This is a genomic window from Gemmatimonadaceae bacterium (genome assembly GCA_016720905.1).
In the GTDB taxonomy this organism is placed as follows: domain Bacteria; phylum Gemmatimonadota; class Gemmatimonadetes; order Gemmatimonadales; family Gemmatimonadaceae; genus Gemmatimonas.
Genome location: JADKJT010000029.1, coordinates 358,924 through 376,680 on the forward strand (window position 1 = coordinate 358,924; position 17,757 = coordinate 376,680).

Below are 17,757 nucleotides of genomic sequence, written 5' to 3' on the forward strand. Positions count from 1 at the left end.
CCCGTACAGCGACGCTCGAAACGGTCGTGTGGTTCGGGCTGGCCCGCCGCGGCCGTCCGGCCGATCGGCGTTGGGCTTAGTCATCTGGTATTCCCCCGTTCTTTCGACCCAAGGAGTCCCGCCCCGTGGTGCTGCAATCGATGCGGAGCGTCGCGAAATACATCTGGTGGTTCCTCGTCCTGGCGTTTGTCGGCAGTTTCTTGCTGTATGAGACGTCTGGCCTGTCTGGCCGGTCGCCCGTGACGACGTCCACTGCTGTCGCGACGGTGAACGGCCAGGAAGTCCTGCTGACATCGTGGCAGAACGCCGTGTCCAGCCTGGAACAACAGGAGCAGCAGCGTCTCGGTCGCGGCATCACGCTCGATGAACGCCGGACGCTGGAAGACCGCGCGTACGACGAACTGGTGAACGAGGTGCTGCTCCAGCAGGAGTTCAAGCGACGCGGCATCACAGTAACAGACGAAGAAATCCTCGAAGCGGCACGAGTCGCACCGCCGCCGCAGGCCATGCAGTCACCGGACCTGCAAACCGACGGTCAATTCGACATCAAGAAGTACCAGCGGCTGCTCGCATCGTCGGTGGCCCGGCAGTCGGGAATGCTGGTCGGCCTCGAGTCATACTACCGTACCGAGATCCCGAAGCAGAAGCTCTTTGATCAGATCGCGGCGGACGTGTATGTGTCCGACGAACGCCTCTGGCAGATCTACAAGGACCGTCACGACACGGCACAGGTGAGTTACATATTGCTGCGCCCGGAGTCCCTCACCGACTCGGCCGTCACTGTCACAGACGCTGAAATCGGGCAATTCTACGAACGGAATCGCAAGCGTTTTGACCGGCCAGGTCGTGCCGTGGTCTCGCTCGTGAGCGTTCCGCGGAGTGTCACCGCCGCCGATTCCGCCGACGCCAAGTCGCGCATCGAGAAGATCCGTGCCGAAATCGCCGGTGGGGTGGCGTTCGAGGACGTGGCGAAACGCGAGTCCAATGACTCCGTATCAGGTGCCAACGGCGGTTCGCTCGGCAAGATCTGGAAGGGTCGCATGACGCCCAAGTTCGAAGACGCGGCGTATGCGCTCAAGCCGGGTGAACTGTCGCAGCCGGTGCTGACCCCGTTCGGCTGGCACCTGATCAAGGTCGAATCGCACAAGGGGGACACCCTCGATGCGCGTCATATCCTGATCAACATCGGTCAGAGCGACTCGAGCGCGACGCGCACCGATCGGCGTGCCGATTCGCTGGCCAGCAAAGCGGCCAACCAGCAAGATCCGAAGAAGTTTGACGAGGCCACCAAGGCGCTCGGCCTGACGCCGACCTCCATCGTGGCCATTGAACGGGAGCCACTGAACTTCGCGGGTCGCGTGGTGCCCAGCGTGAGCGCGTGGGCGTTCTCCGGGGCGGCCGTTGGTGAGTCCAGCGACCTCTTCGACTCGCCGGAGGCCTACTACGTCGCTCGTCTCGACTCTCTCGTCGTGGGCGGTGCGCAACCGCTCAGTGAAGTCCGCGACGACATCCTTCGTCGGCTGACGCGTGACAAGCGCATCGAGAAGCTGCGCCCGTTGGGCGTGGAACTCATGAACGCGGCCAAGGCCTCCACGCTGGAAGGGGCTGCCACCGCCAAGCAGCTCACGGTGGAGACCACGCAGGCCTTCACGCGAATCGATCCTGTGCCGGGGCTGGGCCAGTTCAATCAGGCGATCGGCGCCTCATTCACGATTCCGGTCGGGCAGAGTGGCGGCCCCGTCGCGGCGGCCGATGGCATGGCCGTCATTCGGGTCAATCGCCGCGCCGAGTCGGTGAAGACGGCCTTTGAAACGCAGAAGAGCACGCAGCGCAGCCAGCTCACCCAGTCGCTTCGCCAACAGCGTGTGGAGGAGTATCTCAACAGCTTGCGGGAAAGCGTGAAGATTCAGGATCACCGCGCGAAGGTCAACGCGCAGCTCCGCAAGCAATCGGCAGGCGTGTAGTCGCGGACCGCACCACATGAAAAAGGCCCTGCGATCATCACGATCGCAGGGCCTTTTTCGGAGACTGGCGCGAGGCCGAGCAGACGGCTCAGCTGATCAGACGCTTCGGCTCAGGACGCTCTTCGTCCTGCGCGGATTCCATCGGTGTCCCCTGCGACACGCGATCATTCCGCGGCGGCGGCTCGGTAATCTGTTTCTGCGCATCGCTGATGTTGCGCTTGAACTCGTTGATGCCTTTCCCGAGCGAGCCCGCAATTTCCGGGATGCGCTTGGCTCCGAAGAGCAGCAGCACGATCACCAGGATGATCAGGATCTCGCCGAAACCAAAGTTGCCGAAATTCATGAGGGCTCCTAGAACAGGGACCGCGCGATAAGGTAGGCGATCAATACCCCCAGGAGGCTCAACAACGAGACATCCAGGGCGACGGGTCCTAACGTGACCTTCAATATAAGCAGATCGATGGGCAACGGGCCTATCGACGGGGTCAGGCCGGTGGTGAGGAACTCTTTGACGGCGCCGGCCGGCAGGAAGCGTCTGGCGACCTCGGTCAACAGTCCGCCCACCACGAAGCCACTGGCCAGCACCAACACATGAAACACCGGACGGTGCTTCGAGGGTCCACGGGCCATCACCAGCGCCGCTCCACAACATACGAGATGGCGTCAACCAGCGACGTGCGCGCCGGGCTCTCCGGCACGTCGGCCAAGGCCTCTTCCGCCTCCCGGGCAAACTGATCTCCCCGGCGCCGGGCGTAGTCCAGGCCTCCATGATCACGCACGATACCGACGACTTCGCTGATTGCTTCGTCCTCAGGTTCCGGTGCGGCGAACAACGCCTCCACCCGGTCCGTCGGCCGACGGCATTCGCGGAGTGCGGCGATGAGCGGCAGGGTGACCTTGTGCTCCTTGAGATCGAGGCCACTCGGCTTGCCGGTCATCTCCTGCCCTTCGGTGTAGTCCAGCAAATCATCGGCGACCTGGAAAGGCCATCCCGAGTCGTTCCCCGAAGCGCACCAGGGCATCGCGGTGTCGCGGTGCGCCACACAACGCGCCCACTTCACAGGCCGCCATGAAGAGCGTCGCGGTCTTGGCACGAATGAGCGTTTCGTAGTCGCTCTCCGTGAACGCCAGCGCATCAAATGCCGACAACTGGCGCATCTCCCCAAGCGTCATTTCATTCGAGGCCTCAGTGATCGCGCGCATCGCCTCAAGGTCTCCCAACGCCACCAGTTCGCGCAGCGCGCGCAAGTACAGGTAGTCGCCCATGATGACCGACACCTGGTGACTGAAGAGCGAATTCACCGTCGGCATGCCGCGACGAAGCGCCGAATGATCGACGGCATCATCATGTACCAGTGTGGCGAGATGAATGAGTTCGATCACCGCCGCATAGGTCACGGCCCGCGGTTGCGAGCGTTCTTCAACCGCGCTGGCGAGCAGCAACAGCGTCGGCCGGAAGAGCTTGCCCTTCATGCCCATCAGGTGCTGCTGGACTTCCTGCACCAGAGGGACATCGGCGGACACGATGCGCCACAGCTCCTGCGACACCGCACCCAGCTGCTGTCGCGCTGGAGATTGGATGTCGCGCAGAGCCGCGGTGAGAGCCGTCGGCGTGCGCGTGGAAATCGTCATCGCGCTACGAGATCAAGCGCCGCCAGACGGGCGGCGACGTCACGGAAATAAATGTCGGTCGCGTACACGCGCGAATAATAGCTCCGAGCCTCGTCCCACCGCTGCAAGGCCTCGCAAGAATATGCCAGCAAATACAGGACCCCGACCCGCTGCTCGTCACCCAGTCCCGGCTCGTGGAGAGCCCGAGTCAGGACGGTCGCCGCGACCGAGTGTCGCGACTGCTCCACGAAACATTGCCCCAAAGCCTCGTACGCCGGAAGTCGGTGCCGCCGACTTCGAAGCGCTTTTTGGAACTCCGCGATGGCGTCATCCAGCAGTCCCATCTCCTTATACGCCACCCCCAGATCGTAGTGGCTTTCATAGTCCTCCTCGCCCAGAGAGCGCGACACCCCTCCTTGAAGTGCCGAAGCAGTGCATCGAAGTCCGCCTGCTCATCGCCACTGACAATCGGTTCGCGCATCCGCATGCGGGTCGTCCCGGGTTCGTCCTCTCGCAGCCACTCGGCCAGGTTGACGAATTCGTCATCCGCGTGCGGTCGCGGCGGCGGCGGCGGTGCAGCTGACCCGAGCGCCGACCGGGCCCGTTCGTCCCACGGGTCGATCTCCAGCACGCGCGCATAGACCGCGTGCGCCCGAATGTCGTCGCCTGCACGTACCAGCGTGTCGGCGAGGTCGAGGTACGCGACCCGAAGACGTTGCTGGTCACTGAGGCGAACCGCCAGCTCCACGCGCTTCTGGTGGTACTGGATGCGCTCCGGGCTGATGCCGACCAGTTCGTCCGCAATCTCCACAGCAGCCGGCAGGTTGCCGGATTGCGCGAACCCGGACAAAGCGGCCTGCAATTCGGAGAGTCCACCCTCGCGCTCCCCCGCCTCGAACAGCGCCTCAGCCAAACGCCGCCGCAAGACCCAGTCCTGCGGCGTCCGCGCCACCGACGCGCGCAAATCATCACGACGAGAGGATGCCACGACGTTCGCTTCGGCGGCCACCGCGGCAATCGGCAATGACGGGGTTGTGCTGATCGCGCGATGGGCCTCGATCGTGGCGCGCAACGCATCTTCGAACTCGCTATCCGAAGACGCGCCGGGTTCGTCCACCTCGTCAGGCATGTCGACACTGGTCACAGCCGCCGTTTCGCTTGTCGGCGCTTCAGCGGTCAAAGCAAGGTCCGACTCGGCTTCGGCCGGATCGGACTGCCCAGGTTCGCCTAGCGGCAGAACGAGCGGCGCTTCATCGCCCCGGAATGCTTCCTCGTCAAACGCTGAGGCCATCGCTTCGTCGCCCAGCGGCCCATTCCCCGCGGCGTCGAGGTGCATCCCCGCCGTCACGAACGAATCGTCCACGACCAAGGGAGGCAGCTCGCCCGGCAGGATGAAATCATGCGGGTCCAGGCGAAACGGCGGTCGAGAAGGCACCAGAGAGGCATCGCTCTCCGCGAGCGACGCCGTCATCGCGCCGGCCTCGATTGCCGCCTCCAATTCCGGTATCGGCGACACCTCAATCGGTGTCAGCGACCGTGGAACGCTCAGGCTGTAGGCCGGCGTACCGGCGCGACCGCCAGTCACGGCAATCGCGTGCGGATCATCGGCCACATGATCGAAGTCCTCGATCACCAGATCGGAAATGGCATCAATGTGGAGGCCGCTGGTATCGCCGATTTCAGCGATCAACTCCAGCCCATTCGAGGCGTCCATCGGATCAATTGCGTCTGGAGGCATCAACCAGGTGAGCGCTGGTTCCGCCGCGTCGCCAATCGGCGGCATATCGGTATCAGACAGCTCACTGGTGAGTCCGTCCATTGCGGCAATGGTGTCGCCGACGAAATCCCCGAACATGTCCAGGCCTTCGATCGGCTCCAGCGTGGCTGGAACCAGTGCCTCTACATCCGTATCGAGCGGAGACTCGATATCCAACCCGCTCTCCTCAAGGTCGAAGACTCCCCCAACCGGCGGTTCGTCGGCTATCACCGAAACGGGTTCTTCGACCATCGCTGTCACTGGCTCGTCAGCCAACGCCATCGCGGATTCGTCGACCGGCACCGTGTCGGGTTCGTCCGCAACGATGGGCACGTCAAGTGCGTGGAGCACCGGTTCGACCAGTTCGTCGATGGCCCCGGCGACCGGTTCATCGATGGCCTCGGCGACCGGTTCGTCGATGTCCTCGGCGACCGGTTCATCGATTGCCTCGGCGACCGGTTCGTCAAAAGGCTCGACGGCCGGCTCGTGGACCAACTTCGCCGTCTCGGCGACCAGTTCGTGGACCTCGCTGACCGGTCCGACAAGCGCCTCGGCCTCGACTCCGTTCACCGGGTCTGGGGCCTGTGATCGCGCAACGTCCGCCGTCGGCTCAACTGCCGGCGCACTGGCGGGGGGCACTGCCATCAGCCCGTCAATGGGCGTCACCGAGCCGGGACGCGTCGGGTCAAACAGGAGATATGCATCGAGCGACGCCGGACCGACCTGCGACGAATAGCCACGGGACACACCCGGTCGCTTGTCGTCTGTCTTTCGATGGCCTGCGCTGCCGCGCAACCCACTCGGGGTCAGCGAGCGTATGGGTGTCTGGATACGGGGCGCCAACGGAGGCGTGTTTCTCGTCGTGTGTGCCGATAGGCCGACATCGAGGAACACCAGGTCCTTGGACTTGTCGTCACGGCGGAACACCGCCCGCTCATTCTCGGTGACCGGCACGGAGACGGGGGTTTTACGCCGCGGCAAGGCGATCCCGACCCGGAGGGCATGCTCCTCCACGAGTCCTCGAATCTCCGTAAGCTCGGGCATCAGGTCGGCCACTTCGGCCAGCGCCCGCATCCCCTCATCGACGCGCCCTTCCTGCTGCATACGGGTGGCATACTCCAGGAAGTTGCGCGTCGCGTCACCGCGCAGCCCCTTCTTCGCGCAAATACGCCCCAGCGTGAAGTAGACATTCGAGCGCCCCGGGGCGCTGCGAAGGATCTTGTTGCAGAGTGCGATGGCGTTGTTGAACAACCCGGATGCGGCGTAGTGCTCAACCGCCCGCTCGTAGTACGTGACGGCGTCGGCGACCCGGCCCTGACGCAACGTGAGGTCACCGACCTTGTTCAGCAGGACGACATCGACGTCCTCACCGGCCGACTCGCTCTCTTCGATCGCTTGGATGTAGGAAGCGATCGCGCGATCAAACTGCTTCAGCTGCTCGAATTCAGCCGCCTTCTTCCGGTGCTTCGCGGCGTTCGACATGCGTTCGAGGCTGACTCCCGTGGTCGGATCCCTGGCACCCTCCCGTGGGGCGCACCATGCGCAACCCGCGTTCGGCGCTGATGGCAACTTCAGCGAATTCTGCCGAAATCACCCCGCCGAGTGACTGACGCGTCCACGGGCCCACGCTACTCGACAGAGACGCTCTCCGAACCAGTAAGGCAACTCCCGGTAGTCCTCGACTTCGTGCACTGCGATGTCCGCCGAAAACCCCGGCGCCAGCTGCCCGGTTGTCCCCGCCAAGCCCAGCGCGGCGGCCCCGTTCACGGTGCTGGCAATCCAGGCTTCGGCCGCTGACAACCGCAGCTCGCTGACACCCAGCGTGAGCACCAACGGGAAGGACTGCAGGGGCGACGTCCCGGGGTTGAAATCGCTGGCCAAGGCCACGGCAGCCCCGGCGTCGATCAAGGCCCTGGCGGGGGCCTGACGCCCCGTCCCGAGGAACAGCATCGTGGCTGGCAGCAGCGTGGCGACGGTATCGGCCTGCCCCAGTGCGGCAATCCCTGCTGGAGAGATGGCGGCCAGATGATCAACGCTTACGGCCTTGAGTTCCACGCCCAGTGCGGCCCCGCCGCCGTCATGCAACTCGTCGGCATGGAGCTTGACCGACAGGCCCAGCGCGGCCGCTCCGGACATCAGGCGACGGGTCTCGATCTGATCAAACACACCCGGCTCGCAGAACACATCGGCAAAACGAGCCAAGCGCTCTTCCGCCACCACGGGATAGATCGACTCGATGATCTCGTCGAGCCATCCTTCTCGTCCACCCGGGCCGTCTCGGCGCTCCAGCGGCACTTCGTGCGCCGCCAGACAGGTGGCGACCACCCGCATGACACGCGAAGCGGCCAAGCGCGAAATGACCCGCAGGGTGCGGACTTCGTCGTGGGCTGACAGTCCGTATCCTGATTTGATCTCGACCGTGGTCACCCCGCCGGCCGCCAGGCGCGCGAGCCGCGGAATCGCGAGTGCCTCCAACTCGTCGTCACTGCGGGCGCGCAAATCGCGCACGGAGGAATGAATGCCGCCGCCACGTCGGGCAATTTCGAGATAGGGAACGCCGGTGGCGCGCAGTTCCTGCTCGGCCCATCGCGCGGCGCCGAATACCGCATGCGTATGCGAGTCGACAAATCCCGGCGCCAGCAATCCGCGCTGGCAATCAATTTCCGCCGCGCCCGGAAAGGCGCCCCTGAGCGCCGCGTCCGTGTCGACCGCGACAATCGTCTCGCCGCGCACGGCGACGCCGGTGCCGACACACACACCCGCCTCGCGCATCTCGGCGCCCCGCCGCGCGCGCGCCGGCCCGGCCGCCGTGAGGGTTTGCGCAGCATTCACGAACAGCGTGGTGGTCATCGCGGAATCCGGCATCGTCATGGAGGTATATGATCGAGCGTGGGTTCAGGCCATCACGTCACGCACCCGTGACATGAGGTTGAGGGGTGCCTGTGCCTCACCGCGGCAGGCGTAGTAGCAGGCGTTGCAGTCGATGGGTTCATAACCATGATACTCCCGCCACGGGCCATCCGCCGGAAAATCAGGACAGCGCCGCACCTGTCCCTGCGGATCGATGTGAATGGTCGCGCGCCCGCTCTGACACGGCTCCGTCATCTCGCCGCGCACATAGCGCGGGATCTGCTCGAGATAGTGGTCGGAATTGGTGATGACGCCGCGTCGTCGTCGTTTGTACGCCAGCAGTTCCCGCACCGTACGCGCGAGCCGTTCCACCTGATCCGGGCGCACCAGATGCTCACGATTGCCGTTCTTGAAGTCCGTGTACAGCGAGAAGTTGACGCCGCCGCCCAATTCCGCGGCGCGCTCGACGATGGGCATCAGTTGATCGAGATTGTCCTGCTTGATGACCGTATTGAACCGCACCCCGCCAATGCCCGCCGCCCGCATCCGTGGGACGAGGTCAAGAATCTTCGCCGTAAGGCCGGGAATGCCTCGCGCGAGATCGTGACGCTCGTCCAGATAGTCGAGGGAGATGTTGAACTGGTCAACGCCCGCATCCCAGAGCGACTGCGCCCGATCGAGCGTCAGCATGCCGCCGTGGGTGATGAGTTGCACGTAGGTGTAGCGCACCGCTTGGCGTACCGAGGCGACAATCTGTTCGAGGTCGCGCCGCATCGTGGGTTCACCGCCGGTGAATGTCACCAGCATCGGGCTGAACCGCCGAGCGATGGCGGCGAATTCGGCAATCTCCGCATCGCGCGTGTCGGCCGGCGTCTTCCAGTAGTCGCAGAACCCGCATCGCGCATTGCAGCGCATGGTGACTTCAAAGTTCAGCAGGACCGGACGTCGTCGCGCGCGCAGCCAGGCGTACTTCGAGAGGAATATGGGAACGTGCCACGGCCGATATCGACTGGACAGCATCAGCGCGCGTGGCCGAGTTCCCGCATGGGGATTCGCAGCCCTTCGCGTTCGGCTGTTTCGATGGCAATCGCGTAGCCCGCGTCGGCGTGACGCGCGACGCCAATGCCCGGATCATTCGTCAGGACCCGTTCCAGTCGGCGGCGCATGCGTTCGGTACCGTCGGCCACGATCACTTGTCCGGCATGCAGCGAATTGCCGATGCCGACGCCGCCGCCATGATGGAACGACACCCACGATGCGCCGCTGGCCACGTTGAGCATCGCGTTCAGGATCGCCCAGTCGGCAATCGCATCCGAGCCATCCCGCATGCCTTCCGTTTCACGAAATGGCGACGCGACGCTGCCGGTATCGAGATGGTCGCGACCGATGACGATGGGCGCCGACACTTCACCGCGCGCCACCAGATCATTCAGGGCGAGGGCAAACCGCGCCCGATCGCCCTGCCCCAGCCAGCAGATGCGCGCGGGCAGTCCCTGGAACGCGATGCGTTCACGCGCCAGCGTGATCCAGCGGCGAAGCTGTTCGTCGCGCGGAAACATCGCCAGCACCAGGTCATCCGTGCGATGAATGTCCGCCGGATCGCCCGACAGCGCCACCCAACGGAACGGCCCCTTCCCCTCGCAGAACAGCGGGCGAATGTACTCCGGCACGAATCCCGGAATCCGAAACGCATCCTCCAATCCCGCATCGAACGCCACGGTTCGAATGTTGTTGCCATAGTCGAACGTGACCGCTCCGCGATCCTGCAGTGCCCGCATCGCGCGGACGTGTTCGACGACCGACGCGGTGGCGCGCGCAATGTACGAGACCGGATCCGCCTGACGCAGCTCGGCCGCCTGGTCAAGCGTCAGACCCGACGGGATGTATCCCACCAACATGTCGTGCGCGCTGGTCTGATCGGTGAGGACATCGGGCACGATGCCGCGCGTCACGAGTTCCGGCATGATGTCGGCGGCATTCGCTTCCAGTGCGACCGACAATCCGACCCGCCGCGCCTGGGCGTCGCGCAGCCACTCCAGCGCTTCATCCAATGATGTGGTGGACCGATCGCAATACCGTGTCTCGATGCGCTTGGCAATGCGCGTGGGGTCGACTTCAATGCCCAGCACCGCTGCGCCATGCATGGCGGCGGCCAGTGGTTGGGCGCCGCCCATGCCGCCCAGTCCGGCCGTCACCACCAGTCGCCCTTCCAGTGTCCCACCAAAATGCCGAGCCGCGACTGCGCCGAATGTTTCGTACGTGCCCTGCACGATGCCTTGCGATCCAATGTAGATCCACGACCCGGCCGTCATCTGTCCGTACATCGTCAACCCCAGGCGCTCCAGCCGACGGAACTCATCCCAGTTGGCCCAACGTCCCACGAGATTGGCGTTGGCAATGAGCACCCGTGGCGCATCAGGGTGCGTGCGAAACACCGCCACCGGCTTGCCACTCTGCACCAGCAGCGTCTCGTCGTCGTTGAGCGTGGTCAACGTCTGCACGATTGCATCAAACGCTTCCCACGAACGCGCCGCCCGACCGGTGCCACCATACACCACCAGTTCGTCGGGTCGTTCGGCCACCTCGGCATCGAGGTTGTTCATGAGCATGCGGAGTGCCGCCTCCTGCTCCCAGCCGCGGCACGTCAATACCGTGCCGCGCGCCGCGCGCACCGGGCGCGCGCCGACCATCACGTCACGACGAGTGACCACGTCGGTTGATGACACCACAGTGTGACTCATGTAATCAGTCCGTCGGTTATGGAATCGAGCAGTCCTGCCGCCAACGCATCGCCAAGCCGGGTGATATCGGGGGCGGGTGATCGGTCACCCGACTGTCGGGCCACCTGACTTCGTATCAACAGGTGCGCGGCTTCCACCGGTGTACTGCTGCGCAGGGGCCGACGATACTCGAGTCCTTCGGCCGCAGCAATCAGCTCAATCGCCAGGACGTGCCGGAGATTCCGCACCGAGCGGCGCAACTTCACGGCCGCCGCCATGGCCATTGGCACCACGTCTTCCTTGTTGCCATCCGTCGGGATCGAATCGACACTGGCCGGATGCGCCAGGGACTTGTTCTCGCTGGCCAGCGCGGCCGCGGTCACCTGCGTCATCATGAAGCCAGACTCCAGTCCCGGCGACGCCGCCAGAAACGGTGGCAGCCCCTGATTGAAATCCGGGTGCACCAGACGATCGGTGCGTCGCTCACTGATGACCGCGAGATTCGCACTGATGATGGCCAGCACATCGCTGGCCATCCCGACGGCCTGCCCGTGGAAGTTGCCGCCGCTCAACAGCTCGCCGGTTTCCAGCACCAGCGGATTGTCGGTGGCCGCGTTGAGTTCGCGCTCGATGATTCCCTGTGCGAACTCCAGTGCCTCGTAGGCCGGTCCGTGCACCTGCGGCACGCAGCGCAGCGCATAGGCATCCTGCACGCGCGGATCACCGTAGCGGTGCGACTCACGAATGGCGCTATCGACCAGCAGTGTGCGCAACAGGGCGGCCGACTTTTGCTGTCCGATCTGCCCACGGGCCTCCTGAATACGTGCATCGAACGCATCGGGCGTCCCCAGCAACGCCTCCAGACTCATGGCCGTCGCCACGTGCGCAGCGAACCACAACCGTCGCAGCTCGGCGCTGGCGAGGGCCGCGACGGCCGTGTGTGCCTGGGTACCATTGATCAGGGCCAGACCTTCCTTGGCGGCCAACTCGATCGGTGTCAATCGCGCAGCGGTCAACAGGGCCGCTGACTCGTCCTGCCGGCCGTTGAAGTTCGCTCGGCCTTCGCCCATCAACGTGAGCGCCAGATGCGCCAAGGGCGCGAGGTCGCCGCTGGCCCCAACGCTTCCCTGCTCGGGGACGACGGGCCACACCCCGGCGTTCAACATGGCCAGCAGCGACTCAACCACCTCCGCGCGGGCGCCGGCAAAGCCCGTGGCCAGCACGTTGGCCCGCAACAGCATCAACGCCCGTACTTCCCGTTCCGGGAGCGGGTCACCGACACCCGCGGCGTGACTGCGCACCAGATTGCGTTGAAGCGCGGCCAGCCGATCGTGCGGAATAGTGACTTCAGACAGCTTGCCGAAGCCCGTATTGACGCCGTACACCGGCACGCCAGCCAGCACGGCCCGATCGACGACGGCGCGCGTGACCACCATGCGCGCCCGCGCATGCGGTGCCAGCGATACGGGCTCGCGCGCATCGGCCACGGCCAGCACATCACAAATTCGAAGCGAACGACCGTCGAGTGACAGCACTGTCAGACTTCCTTCCGCGCCAGCGGATCAGAAACCGCTGGACCGGTACGTCTGTCGGTCGTAGTTGAACTTGAGTTCGGGCTGCGCCTTCAGCGCAATGAAGAAATTGAAGGCGAAGTTGCCGTTCGGCGCCTGGGTGAATGAAAATACGGCGTTCCAGTCGTGCATCTCGCGCTGCAGGCCAATCTGCTGCGACGCAAATCGGGAACGCGTCACGTCGTACTGGGTGGACCATTGAGCGGCCCACTTCGGCGTGATGTTGAATGACATCGATCCGGTGACATTCTGCGTGGGGGGCGAGATGTACACCGGCGCGCCGATCGCGCCCTGCCCCGAGGTGAGCCCCGTTGGCGGCGCGTTCTGCGCCAGGAAGATGCACCGGTCGTACGCCGCAAGTCCAAAGGCCTTCTGCGCGGCGCACAGCGTCGTCGGATCGTTGACGATCTGCGTGCCGCCGCTGGGCGGACGCTGGCGTGACGCGTTGTACTGCAGGCTCATGCGCCACCCCTGTCCTGACGGCAACGACAGCTGCTGGACCCCGCGCGAGCCCGATCCGGCGGCGTTCATCTGCCGAGACTGCCCGATGACCGAACCGTCAGCGTTGGGCCCCGGACGCGCTTTGGCAGGATCGAGTTCGATGTTCGAGCGCAGACCCAGGAGTCGTCCCAGCAGCCCGACCAGCGCCGACTTGCCATCCATGCTGAACGACACGCCCACGTCGGTGCGATAGGGACTGAACGTCGCCGTATCCGAGATGGGGTCGCCCTGGAACAGTTCATAACTGGTGCGGAAATCCAGACCGGGCAGCAGGTCGGTGCGTCCCGAAATTGAGAAGGTGCGATCGGTGAAGCCGTTGCCCGTATCGGCGCGGACAAAGTCGTACGTCAGCGGTGAGAAGTTCAACGACAGCAGCTTCACCTTCTTGCCGCTCTCCGGATTGGAATCCGCCTCGGCCTTCAGCTTGGCTTCGAACAGCGTCGAGAGATTGACCGAGACGCGATTCTGCTTGAGCGAACCCAGGTAGCCCACGCGTGTCCGCCCCAGTGCACTCAGGTAGGCATCGCTCACCGACGCCTCGGGTGAATAGCTGTACGAAAGGCTGGGAGCGATCGTATGGCGGATGCGCGATACCAGACCGAAGCCGGGCAGAAATCCGTAGATGGTGGGCGACGCGCTGACGGCATAGCTCAACCGTTTCGATTGGCTCACCCAGGTGCCGCCACTGCGCTCGGTGCGCACCCACATGCCCGAACCCGGATCGACATTCGAGACCTGCACGGACGGTGACACATTCCACGACCCGTGGAAGAACCCCGGCAAGCCCACTGACGTGGTCCAGTCCGCGTCGGTCTTGAAGGTTTTCGCGAACACGCGCGTGCTCCGCTGCGACGTGTCGCGAACGCCGATGATTTCGCGTTGTTCGGGATAGTCGTTGACGTACTCATTCATCGCAAACGAGTTCTGCCACACGAAATTGCCGATCTTGATCGGCGTTTCAAATCCGGCCGTCATGGTGCGCCGATCGGCGCGGAACCGCGAACTGTCGATGCCGCCCGTGACACTGTTCGCGTTATAGACGAACGGAAATTGCAGCCCCTGATCAATGCGCTGAGTCTGCGACACCGACACCCGCACCGCCGGCGTCCAGCTGACCAATCCCTTGCCCAGCGTGCCCGTGGAAACGCTGAGCGACGGGAACGTCATTTCCACCTGCGTGCGGCCGGGATACTGCGTGCGATTGCCGCCCAGGTTGATCTGCGCCACCCCCACCTTGGTCTGATACGACAGGTCGGACCGGATGGTGGCGTTCGCCGCCACCGGATTGATCGTGGTGGCGCGCTGGATCTGGGTGTTCTGCACCAAGTTGATCCGCGATGTCAACCGCGTCTGCTTGGAGAAATCCTGATTGTGATTCCAGGTGATGGACGTGTTGGACGAACCGTTGCGCTGGGCCAGGTACGATACCGCCGTCTCACCCGAAATGAAGCGATCCAGCCACCGATAGCGGTATTCGACATTGCCGCGCACAAAGCCCGGATCGGAGCTCGTACTGCGCGCGCCGCTGCGCCAATCGAATGACGCCTCGGCGTTCATGTAATCATTGAGCGCGAAGAAGTACCCCATGTTGGTTACACTGCGCCGATACGACGGACTATTCCGGAACAACTCGGCGATGCCGAAATTCGGCGTCAGCATGCCGCTGCGGCGACCCGAGCGCACGTCCTGAAAGAAGAACGGAATCCAGAACACCGGCACCTCACCGATGTACAGGATGCCAGGCCGCGCCACCATCACATTTTCCGACACGAACTTCATGTCGTGCGTGGTGAAATGAAAATGCGGCTCCTCGTGGTCGCAGTACGTGAACGATCCGTCCTTGGCGTACACGATGTGCTTGCCACTCACCAGCGTGTCCGTGAAGATCGATCCGCGTTGCGCCGTCAGATACAATTTCTGCCCCGACTCCACCGACGTGGAGAAGGCGCCCGTCTGACCGGATCGCGATTCCAGGTCGTAGTCGATACGGCCGCGTGCAATGAAGTCGTCGGATTGCGATCGACCCGGATCGCGCAACCACACGGTGTCACCGAGGGCGATGACCCGCTTGGTGGAATCGTTGTAGGTGATCGAGTCACCCACCAGCATGGTCTCGTCACGCTTGACCGCCGAGGGCTTGCCCTTGAGCACCAGCTCGCGGGTCTTCGCGTCGAACACCACGCGTCCGCCCTGATACTGCACGCGACGAAAGCCGGGTCGATCCAGCATCTCGCGCATGACGGAGTCGGCCGGCTCCCAGTCGAACGTGAGCACCGCGGGCGCGCGCTTGGCCAGGGAGTCATCGAGCCGCCCGCCCGCCGTCTTCCGGACCGGCATGGACTTGGGTGCGCTCACCGGTGGCTTGACCGGCGGCTGTGTGCCCGGCGTCGGCTTGACCGGTACCTGCTGCGCACCCAGCGCGCCGGTGGCCACGAACGCGCACATCGCTAGGGCGCGCGGCGTCGGCCACCACGCCGACCATCGGCGGTGCCTCACGCCCCGAGTGTGTCCTGCGCCGCGAGGCGCCGTTCGCGACGCGAGTACACCAGTCGCGAGAGTCCGATGGACAACTCGTACAGGAAGTACAACGGGATCGTCAGCAGGAACAGCGACGTCGGGTCGCTGCCGGGCGTGATAATCGCCGCGCCAATAATGCACCCGACAAACGCGTGACGCCGGAACTTGGACAGGAACTGCGGCTTCACCAACCCGATGGTGGTCAGGAGCAGGATGACAATCGGCATTTCAAACACCGCGCCGAATGCCAGACACATGGCCATGACGAAGCCGAAATACTCGTGCACGGTGGGCTTCACCTCCACGGCCGCACTCTGGAAACTCATCAGGAATCCGAACGTGACCGGCAAGACATACACATAGGCCAGCGCCATTCCGGCCAGAAACAGGATTGCCGCGCCCACCAACATGGGAATCACGATCTTTTTCTCGTGACCATACAGCGCCGGCGAAAGAAAGCCCCAGACCTGCCAGATAAGGACCGGTGACGCCGCGATGAGTCCCAACGCGATCGACGTGTTCATCACGATGTCGAACAGGTCGCTGGGATGCGTCACCATCAACGGGCTGTGCAAGTACGGCTGAATGGGCCGTGACAGCAGCGCGATCACATCAATCTGCTTGGTATACAGCAGCGCGAACGCCCCACCGACGCCCAATGCGATCGCAATGGCACACCGAAACAACCGCCAGCGCAATTCCTCGAGGTGATCGAGAAACGGCATTTCCGCCTGTGTCATCCCCAACATCGTGATCCGTACCTGGCGTTTCGAGGAGCCGTCAGCGCAGCAGCTTGAGTTGCTCGGCGGCCAGATCGGCCTCGAGACTCTTCGGATAGCGGCTGACTACGTCCGTCAGCATCTTGCGCGCTTCGGGCGTATTACCCTGCTGCAGGGCAATCTGTGCCCGCTTGTACAGCGCCGTTGACGCGCGGGGCGATGCCGGGTATTTCGTGACCACCGCCCCATAGGCGGCATCGGCGCCAGCAAGGTTCTTCTCCTTGTTGAGCGACTCGGCAATGAAATACTGCGCGTCGGGCGCTTGCTCGCTGTCCGGATACTTGGACAGCAGTTCCTGAAAGAGCATGCGCGCGGTGGACGGACTGCCACGCTTCATCTGATCCGTGCCGTCCTGATACAACTGTGCCGGCCCGGGTCCGCGCGGAGTCGTGTCGACAACGGGCGGAACGACACCGGTCGAGGGAGGCACTGACGTCGGTGGCACCGAGGTGCCCACTGGCACCACCGGAGTCGTGACCGGGGGCGTGGCGGCCGCGGCATTGTTGCGCGCCTCGAGCTCGGCGCGGAACCGGTTCAGATTCGCCTGGCTCTGGCCCAGCAACGCCTGCACCTGCAGCAGCTGCTCCTTGATGTTGCGCAATTCGCCGCGCACATCGCCCTGAATGCTGACGGTACGCGCACTGATGCGACCGAGCGAGTCGTTGGCCGTGGCAATCAGGCGCGACGCCTGCAGCAGCGCGTCACGTTGCTCCGTGTCCCGCCGCAACAGCTCGGTGCGCAGCGACGCCACGTCGCTCTGCACGATGCGCACATCGCTCCGCGTCGCAAAACAGCCCCCCGTGGCGAGCAGCGCCACGAAGGGGATCATCCGCCGCACCCGACGGCCACGCGCCACCGTGCGCGCGTCAACGCACACGGGCGCAGCGTGCCTCATCACGGCGCGCGAAGCTGGTCGCCGCCGGCGATGATCTCGAACTCGTCGCGACGATTCTTTGCCCAGGCTTCCTCACCCGTTCCCTGCACCGCCGGACGCTCGCGACCAAACGTGGTGGTCTCGATGCGCGAGGCATCGATGCCCCGATCGGTCAGGTAACGCTTGGCCGATTCCGACCGACGGCGACCCAGCGCAATGTTGTACTCATCGCTGCCACGGTCATCGCAGTGGCCCGCAATGCGAATGCGCAGCTGCGGATTGGCGTTGAGGATCTTGATCTTGTCGTCCAGCGAGGCCTTCGCGTCGTCGCGCAGATCGTCGGCGTCGTACTCGAAGTAGATCGTCGACAGCACCGCGGCCCGCGCGGCCGCGACCTTGGCCGCCATCTCGGCCGAGTTGTCGGTGTTCCGCGGCGTCGTCGGCTCGGTGCGCGTCGGGGTCGGAGCCGGATTGGTCGCGGGCGTCGGCGGCGTCACGACGGGTGTCGTCTTCTTCTTGCATGCGCCAAGCGCCAGCGCGGAGGCCGCCAGCAGCACGAACAGACGAGACGAACGAATCATGTCGAAAAGCTCCAAAGGTGGAGGTGAAAGAGA

The 17,757-nt window shown here is 64.3% G+C and carries 15 protein-coding genes; 1 reads left to right on the forward strand and 14 read right to left on the reverse strand.

Going from position 1 to position 17,757, the window contains the following annotated elements; genetic code table 11:
• Window positions 1–125 precede the first annotated feature (125 nt).
• Window positions 126–1,964: a peptidylprolyl isomerase gene (locus IPP90_18345; protein ID MBL0172626.1), complete on the forward strand. Its 1,839-nt coding sequence runs from the start codon at window positions 126–128 to the stop codon at window positions 1,962–1,964.
• Between the two features lie 88 nt (window positions 1,965–2,052).
• Here the strand turns inward: IPP90_18345 and IPP90_18350 are convergent, their stop codons facing one another.
• The 14 genes from IPP90_18350 to IPP90_18415 form a co-directional block, all read right to left on the reverse strand.
• Window positions 2,053–2,307, reverse strand: a complete 255-nt coding sequence (locus tag IPP90_18350; GenBank protein ID MBL0172627.1) for a twin-arginine translocase TatA/TatE family subunit — start codon at window positions 2,305–2,307, stop codon at window positions 2,053–2,055.
• A gap of 8 nt (window positions 2,308–2,315) precedes the next feature.
• A complete protein-coding gene (locus tag IPP90_18355) occupies window positions 2,316–2,594 on the reverse strand; it encodes a DUF4321 domain-containing protein (GenBank protein ID MBL0172628.1) in 279 nt (92 codons plus the stop codon).
• Window positions 2,594–2,986 carry a polyprenyl synthetase family protein gene (locus tag IPP90_18360; GenBank protein ID MBL0172629.1) on the reverse strand — a complete coding sequence of 131 codons (393 nt, stop codon included), beginning with the start codon at window positions 2,984–2,986 and terminating at the stop codon, window positions 2,594–2,596. Before IPP90_18360 ends, IPP90_18355 begins: the two co-directional genes overlap by 1 nt.
• Complete coding sequence (locus IPP90_18365) at window positions 2,931–3,596, reverse strand: polyprenyl synthetase family protein (protein MBL0172630.1); 666 nt, start codon at window positions 3,594–3,596, stop codon at window positions 2,931–2,933. Before IPP90_18365 ends, IPP90_18360 begins: the two co-directional genes overlap by 56 nt.
• Window positions 3,593–3,823, reverse strand: a complete 231-nt coding sequence (locus tag IPP90_18370; GenBank protein ID MBL0172631.1) for a hypothetical protein — start codon at window positions 3,821–3,823, stop codon at window positions 3,593–3,595. Before IPP90_18370 ends, IPP90_18365 begins: the two co-directional genes overlap by 4 nt.
• Window positions 3,784–6,813: a hypothetical protein gene (locus IPP90_18375; protein ID MBL0172632.1), complete on the reverse strand. Its 3,030-nt coding sequence runs from the start codon at window positions 6,811–6,813 to the stop codon at window positions 3,784–3,786. The genes IPP90_18370 and IPP90_18375 overlap by 40 nt, the downstream gene beginning before the upstream one ends.
• Before the next feature lie 108 nt (window positions 6,814–6,921).
• Window positions 6,922–8,202 (reverse strand): imidazolonepropionase, encoded by a 1,281-nt coding sequence (locus tag IPP90_18380; protein MBL0172633.1) that lies wholly within the window; start codon window positions 8,200–8,202, stop codon window positions 6,922–6,924.
• 24 nt (window positions 8,203–8,226) lie between these two features.
• A complete protein-coding gene (locus tag IPP90_18385; GenBank protein MBL0172634.1) occupies window positions 8,227–9,201 on the reverse strand; it encodes a radical SAM protein in 975 nt (324 codons plus the stop codon).
• A complete protein-coding gene (gene hutU / locus IPP90_18390) occupies window positions 9,201–10,871 on the reverse strand; it encodes a urocanate hydratase (GenBank protein ID MBL0172635.1) in 1,671 nt (556 codons plus the stop codon). Before hutU ends, IPP90_18385 begins: the two co-directional genes overlap by 1 nt.
• A 47-nt stretch (window positions 10,872–10,918) precedes the next feature.
• Window positions 10,919–12,442 carry a histidine ammonia-lyase gene (gene hutH / locus IPP90_18395; GenBank protein ID MBL0172636.1) on the reverse strand — a complete coding sequence of 508 codons (1,524 nt, stop codon included), beginning with the start codon at window positions 12,440–12,442 and terminating at the stop codon, window positions 10,919–10,921.
• Window positions 12,443–12,463: 21 nt separating this feature from the next.
• Window positions 12,464–15,418: an LPS-assembly protein LptD gene (locus tag IPP90_18400; protein ID MBL0172637.1), complete on the reverse strand. Its 2,955-nt coding sequence runs from the start codon at window positions 15,416–15,418 to the stop codon at window positions 12,464–12,466.
• Window positions 15,419–15,465: 47 nt separating this feature from the next.
• Entirely contained in the window at window positions 15,466–16,239 is a 774-nt protein-coding gene (gene tatC, locus IPP90_18405; GenBank protein MBL0172638.1) for a twin-arginine translocase subunit TatC, read from the reverse strand.
• A 31-nt stretch (window positions 16,240–16,270) separates the two neighbouring features.
• The gene (ybgF, locus tag IPP90_18410; GenBank protein ID MBL0172639.1) at window positions 16,271–17,164 is read right to left on the reverse strand and encodes a tol-pal system protein YbgF; all 894 of its coding nucleotides are present in this window, start codon (window positions 17,162–17,164) and stop codon (window positions 16,271–16,273) included.
• Window positions 17,164–17,724 carry an OmpA family protein gene (locus IPP90_18415; protein MBL0172640.1) on the reverse strand — a complete coding sequence of 187 codons (561 nt, stop codon included), beginning with the start codon at window positions 17,722–17,724 and terminating at the stop codon, window positions 17,164–17,166. The genes ybgF and IPP90_18415 overlap by 1 nt, the downstream gene beginning before the upstream one ends.
• Window positions 17,725–17,757 lie beyond the last annotated feature (33 nt).